Origin of the sequence: Cupriavidus sp. D39 (assembly GCF_026627925.1) — a bacterium.
GTDB classification, from domain to species: domain Bacteria; phylum Pseudomonadota; class Gammaproteobacteria; order Burkholderiales; family Burkholderiaceae; genus Cupriavidus; species Cupriavidus ulmosensis.
This window is the reverse complement of the sequence record NZ_JAPNLE010000006.1, coordinates 87,343-103,685: the sequence shown is the minus strand read 5'-3', so window position 1 is coordinate 103,685 and position 16,343 is coordinate 87,343. Positions and strand designations below refer to the sequence as shown.

General features: G+C 61.3%; 14 protein-coding genes and 4 pseudogenes. 10 read left to right on the top strand and 8 right to left on the bottom strand.

Translation table 11 applies throughout. The annotated features are described in order from the left end of the window. Positions 1-32 precede the first annotated feature (32 nt). The 4 genes from OMK73_RS04605 to OMK73_RS04590 form a co-directional block, all read right to left on the bottom strand. On the bottom strand, positions 33-1,307 hold the full coding sequence (locus tag OMK73_RS04605; protein WP_267600973.1) for a CaiB/BaiF CoA transferase family protein: 1,275 nt from the start codon (positions 1,305-1,307) through the stop codon (positions 33-35). Then, on the bottom strand, positions 1,304-2,281 hold the full coding sequence (locus OMK73_RS04600; RefSeq protein ID WP_267600972.1) for a hydroxymethylglutaryl-CoA lyase: 978 nt from the start codon (positions 2,279-2,281) through the stop codon (positions 1,304-1,306). The genes OMK73_RS04605 and OMK73_RS04600 overlap by 4 nt, the downstream gene beginning before the upstream one ends. Before the next feature lie 182 nt (positions 2,282-2,463). After that, positions 2,464-2,763: a hypothetical protein gene (locus OMK73_RS04595; RefSeq protein WP_267600971.1), complete on the bottom strand. Its 300-nt coding sequence runs from the start codon at positions 2,761-2,763 to the stop codon at positions 2,464-2,466. 12 nt (positions 2,764-2,775) lie between these two features. Beyond that, the gene (locus OMK73_RS04590; RefSeq protein WP_267600970.1) at positions 2,776-3,858 is read right to left on the bottom strand and encodes an IS630 family transposase; all 1,083 of its coding nucleotides are present in this window, start codon (positions 3,856-3,858) and stop codon (positions 2,776-2,778) included. A 59-nt stretch (positions 3,859-3,917) separates the two neighbouring features. Between OMK73_RS04590 and OMK73_RS04585 the strand changes: the two genes are divergently transcribed. Together OMK73_RS04585 and OMK73_RS04580 are read left to right on the top strand one after the other, a co-directional pair. Next, positions 3,918-4,733 (top strand): IclR family transcriptional regulator, encoded by an 816-nt coding sequence (locus OMK73_RS04585; RefSeq protein ID WP_267600969.1) that lies wholly within the window; start codon positions 3,918-3,920, stop codon positions 4,731-4,733. Positions 4,734-5,104: 371 nt separating this feature from the next. Then, positions 5,105-5,362 (top strand): hypothetical protein, encoded by a 258-nt coding sequence (locus tag OMK73_RS04580; protein ID WP_267600968.1) that lies wholly within the window; start codon positions 5,105-5,107, stop codon positions 5,360-5,362. A 214-nt stretch (positions 5,363-5,576) separates the two neighbouring features. On the opposite strand, the gene OMK73_RS04575 is transcribed toward OMK73_RS04580, so the two are convergent. The 4 genes and pseudogenes from OMK73_RS04575 to OMK73_RS04560 form a co-directional block, all read right to left on the bottom strand. Then, a complete protein-coding gene (locus tag OMK73_RS04575) occupies positions 5,577-5,960 on the bottom strand; it encodes a hypothetical protein (protein ID WP_267600967.1) in 384 nt (127 codons plus the stop codon). Then, entirely contained in the window at positions 5,930-6,562 is a 633-nt protein-coding gene (locus OMK73_RS04570; RefSeq protein ID WP_267600966.1) for a hypothetical protein, read from the bottom strand. The genes OMK73_RS04575 and OMK73_RS04570 overlap by 31 nt, the downstream gene beginning before the upstream one ends. Positions 6,563-6,643: 81 nt before the next feature. Next, positions 6,644-7,879 carry an NADH:flavin oxidoreductase/NADH oxidase family protein gene (locus OMK73_RS04565; RefSeq protein WP_267601339.1) on the bottom strand — a complete coding sequence of 412 codons (1,236 nt, stop codon included), beginning with the start codon at positions 7,877-7,879 and terminating at the stop codon, positions 6,644-6,646. A 317-nt stretch (positions 7,880-8,196) separates the two neighbouring features. Continuing rightward, positions 8,197-9,025: pseudogene (locus OMK73_RS04560) on the bottom strand (alpha/beta fold hydrolase). Between the two features lie 217 nt (positions 9,026-9,242). Here OMK73_RS04560 and OMK73_RS04555 point away from each other — a divergent pair. From OMK73_RS04555 to OMK73_RS04520, 8 genes and pseudogenes are all read left to right on the top strand, one after another. Further along, the gene (locus OMK73_RS04555; protein WP_267600965.1) at positions 9,243-9,695 is read left to right on the top strand and encodes a MerR family transcriptional regulator; all 453 of its coding nucleotides are present in this window, start codon (positions 9,243-9,245) and stop codon (positions 9,693-9,695) included. A gap of 447 nt (positions 9,696-10,142) precedes the next feature. Further along, positions 10,143-10,277, top strand: a pseudogene (locus tag OMK73_RS04550) (saccharopine dehydrogenase); the annotation flags it as partial. A gap of 83 nt (positions 10,278-10,360) precedes the next feature. Then, positions 10,361-11,427: pseudogene (locus OMK73_RS04545) on the top strand (phosphotransferase family protein). Positions 11,428-11,429: 2 nt separating this feature from the next. Next, the gene (locus OMK73_RS04540; RefSeq protein WP_267600963.1) at positions 11,430-12,125 is read left to right on the top strand and encodes a histidine phosphatase family protein; all 696 of its coding nucleotides are present in this window, start codon (positions 11,430-11,432) and stop codon (positions 12,123-12,125) included. 24 nt (positions 12,126-12,149) lie between these two features. Next, positions 12,150-12,902, top strand: a complete 753-nt coding sequence (locus tag OMK73_RS04535) for an SDR family oxidoreductase (RefSeq protein ID WP_267600962.1) — start codon at positions 12,150-12,152, stop codon at positions 12,900-12,902. 58 nt (positions 12,903-12,960) lie between these two features. Then, on the top strand, positions 12,961-13,443 hold the full coding sequence (locus OMK73_RS04530; protein WP_267601338.1) for a MerR family transcriptional regulator: 483 nt from the start codon (positions 12,961-12,963) through the stop codon (positions 13,441-13,443). Between the two features lie 92 nt (positions 13,444-13,535). Further along, positions 13,536-14,002, top strand: a pseudogene (locus tag OMK73_RS04525) ((2Fe-2S)-binding protein). Further along, the gene (locus OMK73_RS04520) at positions 13,999-16,296 is read left to right on the top strand and encodes a xanthine dehydrogenase family protein molybdopterin-binding subunit (RefSeq protein WP_267600961.1); all 2,298 of its coding nucleotides are present in this window, start codon (positions 13,999-14,001) and stop codon (positions 16,294-16,296) included. The pseudogene OMK73_RS04525 and the gene OMK73_RS04520 overlap by 4 nt, the downstream one beginning before the upstream one ends. The last annotated feature ends 47 nt before the right edge of the window (positions 16,297-16,343 follow it).

Here is a 16,343-nt window from a genome sequence, read left to right as displayed (position 1 = left end):
CCCGGCACTGCAATCCGTTAGTGCTCTTGAGGTTAGGCACTCGCCAGTTCGTTGGCCGAGGCGCTTGTCGCGCCCCCTGTCTGTGAGGCTTGGCACCGGACTACGCCTGCCTCGGTCAACTGTCGGAGGTCTTCATGCGAGTAACCGAGCTGCATGAGCAGGGATTGCGTGTCTTGACCCAGTGAAGGCGGTGCGGCGCGCAATCGCAGGCGTTCTCCGCCGAGTGTCAGCGGCAGCAGCGCTGTCTTGGTGGTCACTGGCTGGCCGGCCCCACTCGCGTCGGGCGGCAACGTGACGTCTGCGAGGCCGCCGGTGGAAAGCAGATGCGGGTCGTCGAATAGGTCGTGGGGTTTCGTAATAGGCGCGTACGGAAGCCCGCAGCGCTCGAAAACCGCGCCGATTTCGGCCGCAGTGAAGGCTTCCAAGTGAGCGCGAAGCTGCGGCAGCAACCAGTCCCGTGCCTGCACGCGTTGATTGTTGGTGGCGATGCGCTCGTCGCTCTTCAGTTCCGATAATCCGAAGGCGTCACAGAAGAGTGCCCATTGAGTATCGGAGACAACCGCCAGAAATATCTGCTCGCCATCCTTGACCGAGAATACGTCGTAGACAGCCCACGCCGAGATACGACCCGGCATCGGGGCCGCAGGCTTCCCGGTCACGGCGAACTGCATCATGTGCTGCGCGACGAGGAAAATGTTGTTCTCGAACAAGGCGCTCTGAACCTCCTGCCCGCGTCCAGTGCGTTCACGTTGGGCGAGCGCGGCCATTGCACCAATGGCACCGAACATACCGCCCATAATGTCGTTGACACTCGTCCCGGCTCGCAAGGGGCGGCCTTCAGGGCCGGTCATGTAAGCGAGGCCGCCCATCATCTGCACAACCTCGTCGAGCGCGGTGCGATGATCGTAAGGACCAGGCAAGAAGCCCTTGTGCGAAACGTAGACCAGACGGGGGTTGAACTTCGACAGCGTCGCGTAGCTCAGCCCCAGCTTGTCTACCGTCCCGCTCTTGAAGTTTTCACTGAACACGTCGGCGCCGGCAACCAGCTTGTGCACGATCTCGCAGCCGCGCGGGTCTTTCACATCGACAGCAATGCTCTTTTTGTTGCGATTGAATGTGCTGAAAAAGCCCGCTCCCGAGCCTCGCAGCGATCGTGTGCTGTCACCCGCGATGGGCTCAACTTTGATGACTTCAGCGCCCAGGTCCGCCAACACCATCCCACACGTCGGTCCCATCACCATGTGCGTCATCTCGACGACACGCACGCCGTTGTACGGCAGGCTTTGATTCGCTTGAACTTCGCTCATTGCGCAACTCCCAACAAACAGCCTCCCGGTTGAGGCGCGCTTGGCGCGCGCCCATCTGCATATGTGAAACCCTTAGGCAATCCGGCGTCCTGTACATGCCCGTACAGCGCCTCGCCCGGCAGCGCTTCAGCCAGAATCGCCCGAGCCGCAACGAGCTTGTCGATATCCACGCCCGTGTCGTAGCCCATTGCTTCCAGCAAAAAGGCGAGGTCTTCGGTAACGATGTTGCCCGTCGCTCCAGGTGCGTACGGGCAGCCGCCGAGGCCTGCCTGGCTCGCATCGATTGTTGTCACGCCGGCGTCGAGTGCGGCGACCACGTTCGCCAATCCTTGGCCGCGCGTGTTGTGAAAATGGGCGCCGCCCGCTTTTCGGCCCACTTCGGATTGCAAGCGACGAAACAGCCGACGAACCTGCGCCGGATTGGCGTAGCCGCTCGTATCAGACAGGCCAACCTCGTCCACGCCGCACTCAGCCATCGCCAAGCACATACGCATGGTCTGGTCATCGGTCACCGTGCCGGAGATCGTGCAACCGAACGCGACTGACACTCCTGCTTCGATCTGCACGTTCGGAAAGCGCTCGTTGCGCAGCCCGACCACGTTGCGAACTTCTTCGATCATCTGCGCCGTGGTTTTACGGATGTTGGCGGTGGAATGTTCGTCGGTGACCGAGACCGGCAACGTGACCTTGTGGACGCCCGCTTCGAACGCACCTTGACAGCCACGCAAGTTAGGTGCGAGGACCGCAACGTGAAGGCCGGGGATCGAGAGAGCGTGAGCCACGACCTCGCGTATGTCAGCCATTTGCGGCAGGAGCTTGGGCGGCACGAAGGAGCCGACTTCAATCTCCTTCAAGCCCGCAGCAGCCAGCGCGGAAATCCAAAGCAACTTGGCCTCGGTAGGCATGACGCTCTTGATGCTTTGCAGGCCGTCACGCGGGCCGACCTCGCTAATCAAAATTCTGGGTGTACTCACGATCGCTCCTTCGGTAAGTTCTGTTACACAGATCTTAGCTCTACTAGAAAGAACTATAGAGCCAACCGACGGTCACCGTTAAGAGGGTTAACCCACGATTTTAGAACTTGAGTTCTGTTACGCAGAACTGTACAGTGGAGGCATATCATTTGGAGGACTAGTACAGCATCCCGCAAATAGCTTTAATAATTATCGGGCTGCAAATATGGCTCCAGTAGGGTGACGATCACCTTGGCCATCTCGTCGAGTGTACCGGCGCCTGGCAGAGGTTCCCAACGCCCACTATGGCTACGAAAGGCGGCGCCATAACAATTGCGGCTGAGCTCGGTCAGCCGAGCCACCACCGTCGGCTCCTCGTCGTCCAGACGTTTGATCAGCAGATGACGCCCGTAGGCTTGCGTGACGATCTGCTCGTGGCCGAGCAGGGTGCGTAGTTGCCGCTGCAGTTCGACAGCGTAATGTTTGGCGGGTAAAGCTGACATGTCGATCCTCGATTACGATGCGCCGGTTTGCAGCGGATAGCCCCGGAAAGTCCATTTGAACGGGCGTGCCGTCTGATTGTGCGCGCGGACAAACTGCTCGGTGCGCTCGCGCAGATGCGCGGTGCTGATGTGACTCGCATGGCGCAGCACTCGGCGCGTGTAGCGGGCAAACCAGAGTTCGATCTGATTGACCCAACTCGCGTGCAATGGCGTGAAGTGGAAGTGAAACCGCCCATCGTGCCGCGCGTTGAACGCCTGCCAGACCGCGTGGGCGCGATGCGTGTTCAGGTTGTCCCAGACGACGTGCACCTGTTTGTCTGGGTACGCGCTTGCCACGCGCTCCATGAAGGCCACCAGATCGTCCTGGGTGCGCCGCTCGCGGCATTCTGCCAGCACCTGCCCGGTATGCACGTCTAACGCAGCAATCAACGCCTGGGTGCCGTGACGAATATATTCAAACTCACGACGACGCAGCCGCCCTGGCGCGGGCGCGCGTCCCGGGTACTTGCGCTCGATGGCCTGAATGCCAGTCTTCTCGTCGATACTGAGCACCACCGCGTTTCGAGGCGCCTTACGGTACAGCTTGCAAATTCCGTTGACCTTCTCGCGAAAGGCCGGATCTGGGCTGTGTAGCCATTGCCGGACCCGGTGTGGACGCACGTCGCCGGCCTGCAGAATGCGCTGCACCTGGCTGCGGCTGATCTGCCCGACGACGCCGCGCTCCACGGCGCGCGCCACAATCTCGTCGAGCGTGGGCGTGACCCGTCCCTCAGGTTCCTGCGTTTCACACGCCAGTGCGATGACCTGTAGCCGCTCCTCGTGCGTGATGCGTGGCGGACGGCCACTGCGCTCGCCCTCGCGAATGCCTTGGGCACCTTGCTGGGCAATCCGCTTGCGCCACAGGCAGACCGTTTGCACCGACACACCCAGTTCCCGCGCAATGACCGTATTGGAGTGGCCCTCGTGGGCCCACAACGCGATTCGCGCCCGCATCACATCTCGCTGCGCAGCCGTCTTGCGTTCGATTAGCGATAGCAGTTCCTGTCTTTCTTTCTTCGCCAGCTTCACTGGCGTTGCATGGCGGCCTCGACTCATCCCGCCATGATATCCGAGCCAATTAATTATTCAACCTATTTACGGGATGTTGTACTAGCGTGCCTACCCAAAAAGCCGCAGCGGCCGAGCCGCCTGTTGACGCGCCTGAGTCATCTAGCGGCGTCGCCGTATTGGACCGAGCCTTCTCGATTCTCAACGCCTTCGGACCGACCGACGATCGCCTGACGCTGACCGAGTTGTCGCGGCGGACCGGCTTGTATAAGAGCACGGTACTACGCTTGCTCGGGGCTTTGGAACACGGCGGCTTTATACGTAAGCTAAGCGACGGTCAGTACGCTATCGGTCATCAACCGTTGCGCCTCGCGAGCCTCTATCAGCGATCGTTCCCGGTTGGTCCGGTTGTCGAGCCAATACTGCAGCAACTCAGCCGAGACCTCGGCGAAACTGCGTCCTTCTACGTGAGGCACGGGGATCGACGACTAGTCCTGTTTCGCGTGGAGCCGTCGAGGAGCGTACGCGTATCGATACGAGTCGGCGAGGAGTTCGATATTGGAAAGGGAGCGTCAGGTAAAGTTTTGCTCGCCTTCACCGAACCGCTGGACGAGCGTTGGAGAGAGGTGCGTAACCAACTTTGGGCAGTCTCCTACGGCGAACGCGATCCTGAAACGGCTTCAGCGTCGGTGCCGGTATTCGACGCAGTCGGTGACTTTGTAGGAGCGCTCACTCTGTCCGGACCTAAAGGAAGAATCGATGCTCCGTCCGTGATGGACGTTGCAGTTAAGGCTTTGCTGGATGGAGCCAAACAGGCAACGGCAGGGCTAGGCGGAAGAGGCGCCAGGTACGATGCAAGCATTGCCTCGTTTTCTGAGACGTCCACGGTGAGCCATGATCAGAAAGGTGGGCGTATTAGCTGAGTGAGAGTCGAATGGCCGCTTCGCCATGTCGAACCGCCATGTGTGCACGATCAGGAGCAAGTTCATGAATGACTGCAACTGACCGGGAAGGGACATAGGCTGGTGTTTGCCCGGCGGCTGGCGACCCTTCTCCCCCATTGGATATCGAGTCCGCCGGGATATCGGAGCAATGCGAAAATTGCCCTGGAAATTTCCCGATTCTAGTCAAATCTGGGCTCTGTCCCAGTTGACGAACATCAGAGGGCCGGTGCAGCGCTGCAACCAAGCGAGGCGCCCGGCGGTAGGCGTTCTACAATAGGGAGCGCCGCGTTGCTCAGTCCTTCCGGCAGCGCCTCCACGATTCCGCCTCGAACCCCAACTGGAGCCAATCGATGGCCACTTCGTCATTTGTCTGGCCGAAGGATGTAGCGGTTGAGCGCGAGCTCATGCCAGGAGGCACCTTTGTCTACCATCTGTCGCATGCGGCAATCGGCAAGCTGGGCCGCATCCTCCTGACGCCAGCTCCCGGCGGTGGCGCCCGGCATGACTGCGAGGTCTACAGCGAAAGGCCGGCCAGCATGATTGAGCGTCGTCGCGCGGTGATCGAACCGATGGCACGTGCCGTCTCGGCGAAACTTGGCGGCCGGTAAGGCGTGATAGGCGAGGAAGCCTGGTCCGGGGTTCCAGGCTTGCATTGGCGATGCCTGGCTCGCAGCGGGGAGCCCTGTTGCCGTGAGCGGGGCCACGCTTCACAGCGACCGGCGGGGCCACCGGCACCCACTGCTCGGATGACAAGGATAAAGGCGGTAGCCCCCAGACATGCCTGTGTGGGGCTACCGGCGTCGACGCGACGACAAGAAAGGATCACAGCGGCTTGGGCGAGTAGAGCGCGCTCTGGAATTCGGGCACGTACTCGTACTTGACCATCTTGCCAAGGTTCAGGGACTTGATGAACGTTGATAGACTTCCTTCAGTCAGACTGAGGCTCACCGCCTCCGCACTTGTGCTGGAGGCATGACTGAGCTGACGGGAAGTTGCGTAGCCCGTGGTCAATTGCCCTTGCTGATCGACATTGGTAAAGCTATTGGTCACCATGGAGATCTTGCTCGAAAGGTTGGCCAGCTTCCTGGTTTCCAGGGTGACATCGACTTTGCCCGTCTGGCTGTCAAAGATCTCGACGACAACCGACTTGTCGGTCTCGCGGTAGTTGATGCCCGTCAGCCATTTCGGCAGGTTGTAGCCAACCACACCCGCACCCTGGCGAGCTCGGTATTGACCGGAAGCTTCAGTACGTAGCCCCAGAAGTCGTTCGACATCGCCTGACTCATCAAGGTGAGCGGTCCAAAACTGGAGCTGCCCGGCCGATTCGTGATGACGGAGAGACCAATCTCGTTGTAGCTGTCGTTGTCGCAATAGTCATAGGCGTAGGCGGTGAGCGCGACAAGGCCTCTGCCCGGCCAGACCTGGAGCGGTTGAACCTTCTCCAGGACTTGGGCAGGCATCAATTCCCGAAGCCTGTTCAAGTCGGCGGTGAAGATGACCGTCACCCTGCTGTTCTTGTAGTAGAAGTTCGGCGAATAGGATTCAAAGCCAATATTCACTTTCTCCTTCTTGAGTTCCTTGAACCAACTCAAGTCAACGTCTGGCGCTTCGGACGCAATGACGGAAAGCGGAGGATTGGAGCGATAACGGTCATACAGCCCGCCTTTGACCACAGGGACCTCATGGCCGGCGATGCTGATTGTTGTGCTTTCGGTTTGCCTGGTTTCCGATGTGCCATCGGCCCATGCAGGATTCAAGAGGACGCTCATGATTAACCCTGCTGCAGCAGCAAGATTGCTGATTTTCATTTTGACGATACTTTGGGTGCTTAAGTTGGGCATGGGGTCGGAATGGTCTCGACATCAGCGCTTGCAGCGTTGTCTGGCCGGTCAGGCATGGACGCGCTGAGCCACCCAGCGCCGGTATTGGCGGACGCGGCATGCGTTGGAAACCTGCTGCACGATCAGCGCGCGCAGCGGTGACACCCTGGGATCCGTGGCCTTGCCTCGGCTGAGCTTGCGCAGTTGAAACTTGACTGCCGCCATGTTGGCCAATGAGGCCAGCGGCTTGTTCTTCCAGCTGATCGGCAGCAACGCAGGCGCACTGTCTTTGCCAGCACGCCAGTCGCGCGGCAGATTGGGGTCGATGGCCAGGGCAGTACCGATGCCAACCATGTCCACGCCGCTCCTGACCACTTGCTCGGCCACCGGCCGACGGCGGATGCCGCCTGTGACCATCACTGGCATCTTCGCCACCGCGCGGATGTCGCGGGCGAACTCGACAAAGTAGGCCTCGCGGGCGAGCGTGCTGCCGTCGCGTGCTTCACCCTGCATGGCCGGAGCCTCATAGCTCCCTCCCGACAACTCGACCAGGTCGACGGCAAGCTCGTTGAGCATCTTCACAACCTGGCGGGCGTCATCCGCGCTGAAGCCGCCACGCTGGAAGTCGGCAGAGTTCAGCTTGACGGCAACTGCGAATCCGGGCGAAACCACGGCGCGTACGGCCTTGACGATCTCAAAGAGCAGGCGAGCGCGGTTCTCCAGCGGGCCACCCCACGCATCTGTTCTTTGGTTGCTCAACGGCGAGAGGAATTGGCTCAGCAGGTAGCCGTGCGCCGCGTGAATTTCGACGCCCGTGAAACCTGCCTGTTCCCCCAGTTGCGCCGTACGGGCAAAGCGCTCGATCACGTCCTCGATAACCTCCTGCGTCATCGCCTGCGGCGTGTTGAAGTGCCTGGACATATTGCCCAGGTTCATTGACACAGCGGAGGGAGCCCAGGTGGGCTGCCCCAGATTGGCAGGCATCTGGCGGCCGGGATGGTTGATCTGCAGCCAGAACTGCGCCCCCTTGGATCGGCCGACCCGTGCCCAGCGCCTGAACCGGTCCAGGTGCCTGGCGTCTTCCAGCACGACGCCGCCGGGCCCCGTCATGGCACGGCTGTCCACCATCACATTGCCGGTCATCAGCAGGCCGGCACCCCCTTCTGCCCAGGCCTTGTACAGCCGCATCAGCGCTTCGGAGGGTGCGTGGTCAGCGTCCGCCATGTTCTCTTCCATGGCGGCTTTGGCGATGCGGTTCGGAACGGTTGAACCGTTGCGAAGGATCAACTTGTCGAACATGTTCATGGCGTCACCTCGTTTTGATCGTGGTTCGACTTTAAGGTTAAAGTCAACTTTAATATCAACACCTTTTTTGAGGTGGTGTATGAGCGTCGCGGGGCATGGCTGCGAGGACTGGACGCCGAGCCGCGGACGTGCGGCTACTTCAGGCTGAGGCTCCCGCTTCGCAATGACGGGTACCCACCAAATGAAAAAGCCCGCCACAAAACTCGTGGCGAGCAGAACTGCGTCTTCTCCACTGCAGCACGGTCGAGCGTCCTGAAATGCTTCGCGAAGGGGAGCAGCCAGGTGCCAGAAGGCTATGCTTCTGGCACCCGTCGCTGCTAGCCGCGCACGAACGCGAGCAGATCGGCGTTTATCGTTTCGGCGTTGGAGGTGGGCATTCCATGCGGGAAACCCGGATAGGTTTTCAAGGTACCGTTCTTGAGCAGCTTCGCCGACAGCGGGCCCGAGTCTGCATAAGGGACGATCTGATCGTCGTCGCCATGCATCACCAGAACGGGAATCGTGGCGCTCTTCAGGTCTTCGGTGACGTCGGTCTGCGAGAAGGCAACGATGCCGTCATAGTGGTCCTTGGCGCTCCCCATCATTCCCTGCCGCCACCAATTCCAGATGACGCCTTCCGACGGCTTTGCGTTCGGGCGGTTATAGCCGTAGCAGGGGCCCGCGGGAATGTCATAATAGAATTGCGCACGGTTTGCCGCGAGTTGGGCCTGGAGGTTGTCGAACACCTCCTTGGGCAGGCCGCCTGGGTTCTTCTCGGTCTTCACCATGATCGGCGGAACGGCGCTGATGAGTACTGCCTTGGAGACGCGGTCTTCCCCATGGCGGGCGACGTAGTGGATGACCTCGCCGCCGCCCGTGGAATGGCCGACATGGACAGCCTTCTGCACGCCGAGGTGGTTCACGACCGCCGCCACATCATCCGCATAATGGTCCATGTCATGGCCGTCCCAGACCTGACTGGATCGCCCATGACCGCGGCGATCATGCGCGACGACCCGATAGCCTTGCGCCAGAAAGAAGAGCGTCTGGGCATCCCAGTCGTCAGCGCTGAGCGGCCAACCGTGATGAAAAAATCACCTGTGCGTCACGTGGCCCCCAGTCTTTGTAGAAGATCTCAACGCCATCCTTTGTTGTCACGTATCCCATTTTCGCTTCTGCTGTGTAGTGCATAAGCCTTCAATCGGCGATGTGCGCGCTGATATTTGCTGCGCGGAGGTCGAGTCCTGCTCCTTTCCAGATAGGTAGATGAGGGGGAGGGAATGTGGCCGGGGACACCGCGCTAGCCAGGTCGGCCTTCCTTGCCGGGCCAAGATTCACTGTAGGATTAAAGTGAACCTTAATGTCAATGCTTTCTTAGTGCCGTATGAGAATTGGAGAACTGGCTAAGCTCAGCGGTCTGACGGCCTCCCGCATTCGCTTTTACGAGGCAGCCGGATTAATCCTGGCGGTCGAGCGCCAGGCGAATGGCTATCGCGACTACCCGCCGGAGGCGGTATGGATTCTGGAAATCATCGCCAGCGCGCAGAGTGCGGGGTTCTCGCTCGATCAGATCCGCCATCTGCTACCGCTCGGTTCGGGGAACTGGCAGCACGATGAGTTACTGGATGCCCTCAAGCGGAAAGTCGCCGAAATCGAGGACATGAAAAAACGCCTCAAACAAAACAAGACCCATCTGCTCGCCGCCATCAGGAACATCGAAAACCGGCCTGCGGATATGCCCTGCTCTGACAGGACGAAGTGGGTGCAAGACCGCCTCCGCGAAGAAGGGGCCGTCGTGCCAGCCCGGGGTAAGACCCGTCGCCCCGCAGCGAGCTGATCCCGGAACGTGCCGGAAAGTGCCAGGAACTGCTGGCGCACGTGTCTCTCAATGTGTCGGAACGTCTACTTTGGTTCCGGTCCCTTCAATATCCGCGTTGGGATCCACAAGGTGATCGGAATGAATCCAACCTATCCGCGTCTGGATGCTTGACCTTCAAGTTGAGTTTAACCTTAAAGTGCTGGCTGCCGGCTGTTAATCGGCTTGCCTCGGGCACTGCCTCAGGCACCGCATACAGGGTCAATCATCGAGGAAGCTCAATGAATATGGATAGGCGGTTTGCACAAATCGAATTCGGACCGCTGGAAGGTGAGCTGGAAGGCTTGAATTCCAGCCCCTCCGCTATCAGCGCCGCAAGGAAACGTCCATGACCGCCCCAGGCTATGACGTCGTCGTCTTTGGCGCCACCAGCTTTGTTGGTCAGATCCTGACGCGGTACCTGCCAGTCTGGCACTGGACCACGTCAAGAACGGTAGCAAGATCGGGCGTGGTGGTGGCTTCTGGACACCGGCGACGATATTCGACGAACGCTTTATCGACCGCCTGGCGCGCCATGCTGGTTTGCGCTTCGAGGTGATATGACGAAACACTTAACAGATGCCCGCTCATTCAGCCAGCAAGCCAGGATGGCGCTGGCCTAACGCTGAAATCGGAGAAGCCAAAGCATGACAGCAATAGATCAAGCGGGAGCGGTTCGTCCGGGGAAGAGCTCGACATAGCGGCAGTAGATCGATGGCTCAAAGCGCAGGACCGCAGCCTCTTGGGGCAGCCGACTATCACGCAGTATGCCGGTGGTGCTTCCAATTGGACCTACCGGCTGGAATACCGCAACCGCGATCTCATTCTTCGGCGTCCGCCAGCTGGCACCAAGGCGGCCGGTGCGCACGACATGGCTCGCGAGTACTTCATTCAAAAGCATCTGAAGCCGGCATACCCGATGGTGCCCGACACTGTCGCCCTGTGCCAGGACCCTTCAGTGATCGGGTGCGACTTCTATGTCATGGAGCGTATTGCAGGAATCATCCCCCGCGCGAACCTGTCCCGTGACCTCGATTTCACGGCGCCGCGTGTGCGCGAACTATGCCTGAACGTGCTGGACCAGCTCATCGCTCTGCACCAGACGGATTACCAGGCGTCTGGCCTGGATTCGCTGGGTAAGGGAGCGGGCTACTGCAAGCGTCAGGTCGATGGCTGGGACGCACGCTACGAGAAGAGTCTTACCTGGAACGTGCCACGCTTTCGCAGCGTGCGCGCGTGGCTGCGGACAAACACTCCGGAGGACAGCCGAACCTGCATCATCCATAACGACTGGCGCTTCGACAACGTCGTCCTGTCCGCTCAGGAACCCACGCAGGTGATCGGTGTGCTGGACTGGGAGCTTGCCACGCTGGGCGATCCTCTGATGGACCTTGGCACCATGCTGGCCTATTGGGTGCAAGCCGATGACAACTTCATGATGCGAGCGGCGCGACGTCAACCGACGCACTTGCCGGGCATGCTGAGCCGAAGAGAAGTCGTCGACTACTACTTCGGCAAGACTGGCCTCAAGACCGACAACTGGGTCTTCTACGAGGTCTTTGGACTCTTCCGGCTGGCAGTCATCATTCAGCAGATCTACTACCGCTATCACCACAAGCAAACGAAGAATCCGGCATTCAGGCATTTCTGGCTGATGGTATATGCGCTCCATCGACGCTGTCGGCGTCTGATCCGTCGAAGCGGGAGGGCTTGACCATGACTCGCGTCATTCTCGTACGCCATAGTCAGGCCTCATTCGGAGCGACAGACTATGACTGTCTTTCCGACAAGGGGCACGAGCAGGCGGAGCACCTCGGCAAGGTACTGCGCGAGCGCGGCGAAACTATCGATGCCCTCTGGTCCGGAAGGCTTCAGCGTCACCGGCAAACGGCAAAGGGATTGCTCCAGGGCGCCGACTGGGACCTTGAGCAGCACTGTCTCGCAGGTTTTGACGAATTCGACCACCAACAGGTGATTGTCCGCTATGAGCCTCGCTACAACGACCATGAGGTGATGATGAGCGAGCTCGCCGCCGCGGAGAATCCACGCGATGCATTCTTCGGTATGTTCGGTGCGGCACTGGCGCGCTGGTACGGTGGCACTGCGGATGGGGACTATGACGAGCCCTGGCGCCAGTTCCAGGCGCGCTGCAAGGCTGCACTGGAGCAGGTGCTGAAGCTGGCCGGGCCGGATGAGACGCATCTGGTGGTCACATCGGGTGGGGTGATCGCGGTGATTGTCCAGGCCTTGCTTGGCCTTGGCGATGCAGCCGCGATGCAGGTCAACTGGACACTGGCCAATGCCAGCATGACGTCATTGCAGGTGAGCAGCCAGCGTAAGCGCAGGCTCATGACGTTGAACGAGTACTCACACTTTCACGGCGATCGCAGTTATCTGCTGACCTGGCGCTGAATGATCGGGCAAGACGAGATCGAAATGACAAATCAATCCAGGACCGTCCTGATTACCGGGGCCAGCTCAGGACTAGGCGCTGGAATGGCGCGGCAATTTGCTGCACGCGGCTACAACCTTGCGCTGTGTGCGCGGCGTACCGAACGTCTGCACGAGCTGAAGGGCGAGCTATGCAGAGCATTCGGCGTGCGAGTCGAGGTCAGTGCCCTTGATGTCAATGATCACGAGAAGGTTTTCGCCAAATTTGGCGAGTTTGTGCAGATGTTTGGCCGGCTGGATCGGATCATTGTCAATGCCGGCATTGGCGAAGGACGACGCATTGGTACTGGCCATTTCGCCACCAATCTGCGCACCGCCGAGACCAACTTCATAGCAGCCCTTGCCCAATGCGAAGCGGCTGTGGAGATCTTCCGAAGCCAGAGCGGCGGTCATCTGGTGGTTATCTCGTCCATGAGCGCGAAACGCGGCCTGCCCAGGCACCTGACCGCCTATGCAGCAAGCAAGGCAGCAGTGGCCCATCTGGCTGAAGGCATTCGCGCCGAACTACTGAACACACCGATAAAGGTCAGCACCCTGTTCCCCGGTTATATCCGTACGGAACTCAACGCAGCAGCGAAGAAGTTGCCGTTTGAAATTCCGGAGGAGCTCGGCTGCCAATACATGGTCAGGGCCATCGAGCGCGAGCCAGATGAGGCTTGTGTTCCTGGCTGGCCGTGGGCATTTGTGGGCGTGCTGATGCAAGCCCTGCCGCTAGGTTGGGTAGCGCGTTTTAACTGACGTATAGAGCCAGAGATTCTTGAGGGCAACTTCAAGCTGGTTGAGGAATTTGGCGAGCATGAAGATCGGGGAACTGGCGGAGCGCACTGGCCTTGCCCCGTCGCGCATCCGCTTCTACGAAGGCATTGGCCTGCTGGAGGTCGAGCGTCAGCGGAACGGCTACCGGACCTATCCACCTCAGGCGGTGCTGGTGCTCGACCTGATCGCGACTGCGCAGCAGGCCGGTTTTAGTCTCGACGAAATCCGCAAGCTGCTACCGCCCGACCTGGCGCAGTGGAAGCATGGCTCGTTGATTGAAACGCTCCGCGGCAAGGTGCAGGACATCGAGGCGCTGGAGGCACGGCTTGCGCGGAGCAAGGCGCACCTCGTTGCACTTTTGGCGGAGATCGAGGCGAAACCTGAGGAAATTGACTGCGCCACCAATGCGAGCAGGGTGTTGTCGCGGATACGATCAGGGGAATTGGAAAGCCCAGCCCTGGCGACCGGCGATGTCACTACCCTTCGCAAGGCAAGCCGGCGCCGGTCGGTCCGGACTGGCTAATGGACCGTCGATGGTCTGTGCACAGCGCGGCCAAAGCGCCTGGCATGCGCGACAAGCCGGCATGAATTTCGGTAAGGGCAAGGAGATAACACATGAATCTGGACGTCAACCACCAGCCGGTCAGCGTTGAATGTGACCCAGCCACCCCTTGCTGTGGGTGCTGCGGGACCACCTGAACCTGACCGGCACGAAGTTCGGCTGCGGCGTCGCGGCTTGCGGCGCGTGTACCGTGCATCTGGATGGCGCGGCGGTGCGGTCCTGCGTCCTGCCCGTGGCGGCGGTGGCCGGCAAGCGCATCACCACGATCGAAGGGCTGGCCAACGCGCCGGGCAAGCGCCACGCGCTGCAGCAGGCCTGGATTGACGAACAGGTGCCGCAATGCGGCTACTGCCAGTCGGGCATGCTGATGGCGGCGGCGGACCTGCTGGCCCGGCAGCCAGACCCCAGCGACGCCGACATCGACGCGGCCATCACCAACCTGTGCCGCTGCGGCACCTATCCGCGCGTGCGCACCGCCATCAAGCGTGCAGCGAAGGCGCTGCGGGAGGGCCGCGCATGAACGCCGACGCAATGACTCCGCGCCGCGGACGGCGCCGATTCCTGCTGGGCGCGCTCGGCCTTGGCGGCGCGCTGGTGGTAGGCTGGGGCGTGATGCCCCCGCGCAGCCGGCTTGGCGATCCCGCGGCATTTCCTGAGACGTCCGGCCAGATTGCCCTGAACGGCTGGATCAAGATCACGCCGGAAGGCAACGTCATCCTCGCCATGCCGCGGGTGGAGATGGGGCAGGGCATCCACACCGCGCTGTCGATGCTGGCCGCCGAGGAGCTCGATATTCCGCTGGCAAGGGTGAGCATCGAGTCGTCACCCATCGAACGAATCTATGGCAATGTCGTCACCATGGGCGACAGCTCGCTACCGCTGCATCCGGACGATGCCGACAAGACCTGGGCGCGCGCGCTGCACTGGATCATGGCCAAGAGCGCGCGAGAGATCGGTCTCATCATCACCGGCGCCAGCAGCAGCGTGGCCGACGGCTGGCAGCCAGTGCGCGAGGCCGCCGCTACCGCGCGCGCCACGCTGGTGGAAGCTGCTGCGCGCGAATGGGGCGTGCAGGTGGCACAGGTGACGGTGCGGGAAGGCCAGCTCATTGGCCCGGGCGGCAAGCAGATGCCTTTCTCCGCGGTCGCGCGGAAGGCGCGCGACATTGCGCCGCCCTCGAACGTCACGCTCAAACCGGCTGCGCAATATCAACTGATTGGCAAGCCTGCACCGCGCAACGACATCGCCAGCAAGACGGATGGCAGCGCACGCTTTGCCATCGATGCGCGGCCGCCCGGCATGTTGTATGCGGCGGTCGTCATGTGTCCGGTGTTTGGCGGCAAGCTCAAGACCTTTCAGTCGAAGGCGGCGCTTGGCATGCCCGGCGTGCGCCATGTCGTGCCATTCGAGGGATCGACGGGTGGCGCACCGGGCGTGGCCGTAGTGGCCGACCACTACTGGCAGGCACGCCAGGCCCTGGCGACGCTCGAACCGGTCTGGGACAACGGGCCGCATGCCTCGCTCGATTCCGCGGGCATCCGGCAGCAGCTCGTCGGCGCGCTCGACAGCGACAAGGGCGGTTTCACGTACCGTTCGATGGGCGATGGCCTGCAGGCCTTTGACAAGACGGGTGGCGCAACCCTCGTCGAGGCCGAATACAGTGTGCCGTACCTGGCGCATGCCGCCATGGAGCCGATCAACTGCACGGCGCAGGTGACCAGGGATCGCGTGCAACTCTGGGCGCCGACTCAGGTGGCCACGCTGGCGCAACTGGTCGCCGCGCGCGCGGCAGGTGTGAGCCGGGACCAGGTGTATATCGACATCCCGCTCATTGGCGGCGGATTCGGACGGCGGCTGGAGTCGGATTTCATCGGCCAGGCCGTGTCGATCGCCACCAAGACCGAGGGCCGCCCGGTACAGGTGATCTGGGCGCGCGAAGACGACATCCGCCACGACTTCTATCGCCCGCAGGCCATCGCACGCCTGAAGGCGCGCGTCGAGAATGGCAAGGTGATGGCCATCGCCTCACGCAGTGCCGGGCAGTCGATCCTGGCCGGCGAGCTGGAGCGCCTGTTCGGCGCGCCGTCGCCCGGTATCGACCGCTATGCTGCCGAAGGCCTGTTCGACCTGCCGTATGAGATCGAGCACGAGCATATTGCGCACGTGGTGGTCGATTTGCCGGTGCCGATCGGGTTCTGGCGCAGCGTCGGCCATTCCTACACCGGGTTCTTCCTGGAAGGCTTCCTGAACGACGTGGCGGCCGCTGCCAGGCTCGACCCGCTGGCGATGCGGCGGGACTTGCTCAAGGCGCATCCGCGTGAACTGAAGGTGCTCGACACCGCAGCGCAGGCGGCAGGCTGGACCCGGCCGCTGGCACCCGCCGCGGACGGCGCACCGCGTGCGCGCGGGCTTGCGCTGCACAACTCGTTCGGCTCGGTGGTGGCACAGGTGGCAGAGGTGTCGCTCAAGGATGGCAAGCCGCGTGTGCATCGGGTTGTCTGCGCCGTGGACTGCGGCACGGTGGTCAATCCGGATATCGTTGCGCAGCAGATGGAAAGCGGGATCATCTTCGGGTTGACTGCGGCGCTGTACGGCAAGGTCCAGATCAAGGACGGGCAGGTCGTGCAGGCCAACTTCCCCGACTATCCGATGCTGAAGATGGCGGAGGCACCGGTGATCGAAACCCACCTCGTGCCCAGCACGGCCGAGCCCAGCGGCGTCGGTGAAATTGCCGTGCCGCCGATCGCGCCGGCCGTGGCACATGCCGTCGCCCAGCTTACCGGCAAGCCGGTGCGGCAACTGCCAATGGTGTAAGTCAGCAGGCTCCCGCCAGAGTCGGCTACCGACCTGCTTCGGCCGCC

Excerpts from the sequence above, each read along its gene's own strand:
- OMK73_RS04540 (WP_267600963.1), top strand. The coding sequence starts at position 11,430 with ATGACTCGCGTCATTCTCGTACGCCATAGTCAGGCCTCATTCGGAGCG.
- OMK73_RS04565 (WP_267601339.1), bottom strand. The coding sequence starts at position 7,879 with ATGAACATGTTCGACAAGTTGATCCTTCGCAACGGTTCAACCGTTCCG.
- OMK73_RS04590 (WP_267600970.1), bottom strand. The coding sequence starts at position 3,858 with ATGAGTCGAGGCCGCCATGCAACGCCAGTGAAGCTGGCGAAGAAAGAA.
- OMK73_RS04555 (WP_267600965.1), top strand. The coding sequence starts at position 9,243 with ATGAGAATTGGAGAACTGGCTAAGCTCAGCGGTCTGACGGCCTCCCGC.
- OMK73_RS04580 (WP_267600968.1), top strand. The coding sequence starts at position 5,105 with ATGGCCACTTCGTCATTTGTCTGGCCGAAGGATGTAGCGGTTGAGCGC.
- OMK73_RS04570 (WP_267600966.1), bottom strand. The coding sequence starts at position 6,562 with ATGAAAATCAGCAATCTTGCTGCTGCAGCAGGGTTAATCATGAGCGTC.
- OMK73_RS04530 (WP_267601338.1), top strand. The coding sequence starts at position 12,961 with ATGAAGATCGGGGAACTGGCGGAGCGCACTGGCCTTGCCCCGTCGCGC.
- OMK73_RS04535 (WP_267600962.1), top strand. The coding sequence starts at position 12,150 with ATGACAAATCAATCCAGGACCGTCCTGATTACCGGGGCCAGCTCAGGA.
- OMK73_RS04595 (WP_267600971.1), bottom strand. The coding sequence starts at position 2,763 with ATGTCAGCTTTACCCGCCAAACATTACGCTGTCGAACTGCAGCGGCAA.
- OMK73_RS04520 (WP_267600961.1), top strand. The coding sequence starts at position 13,999 with ATGAACGCCGACGCAATGACTCCGCGCCGCGGACGGCGCCGATTCCTG.
- OMK73_RS04605 (WP_267600973.1), bottom strand. The coding sequence starts at position 1,307 with ATGAGCGAAGTTCAAGCGAATCAAAGCCTGCCGTACAACGGCGTGCGT.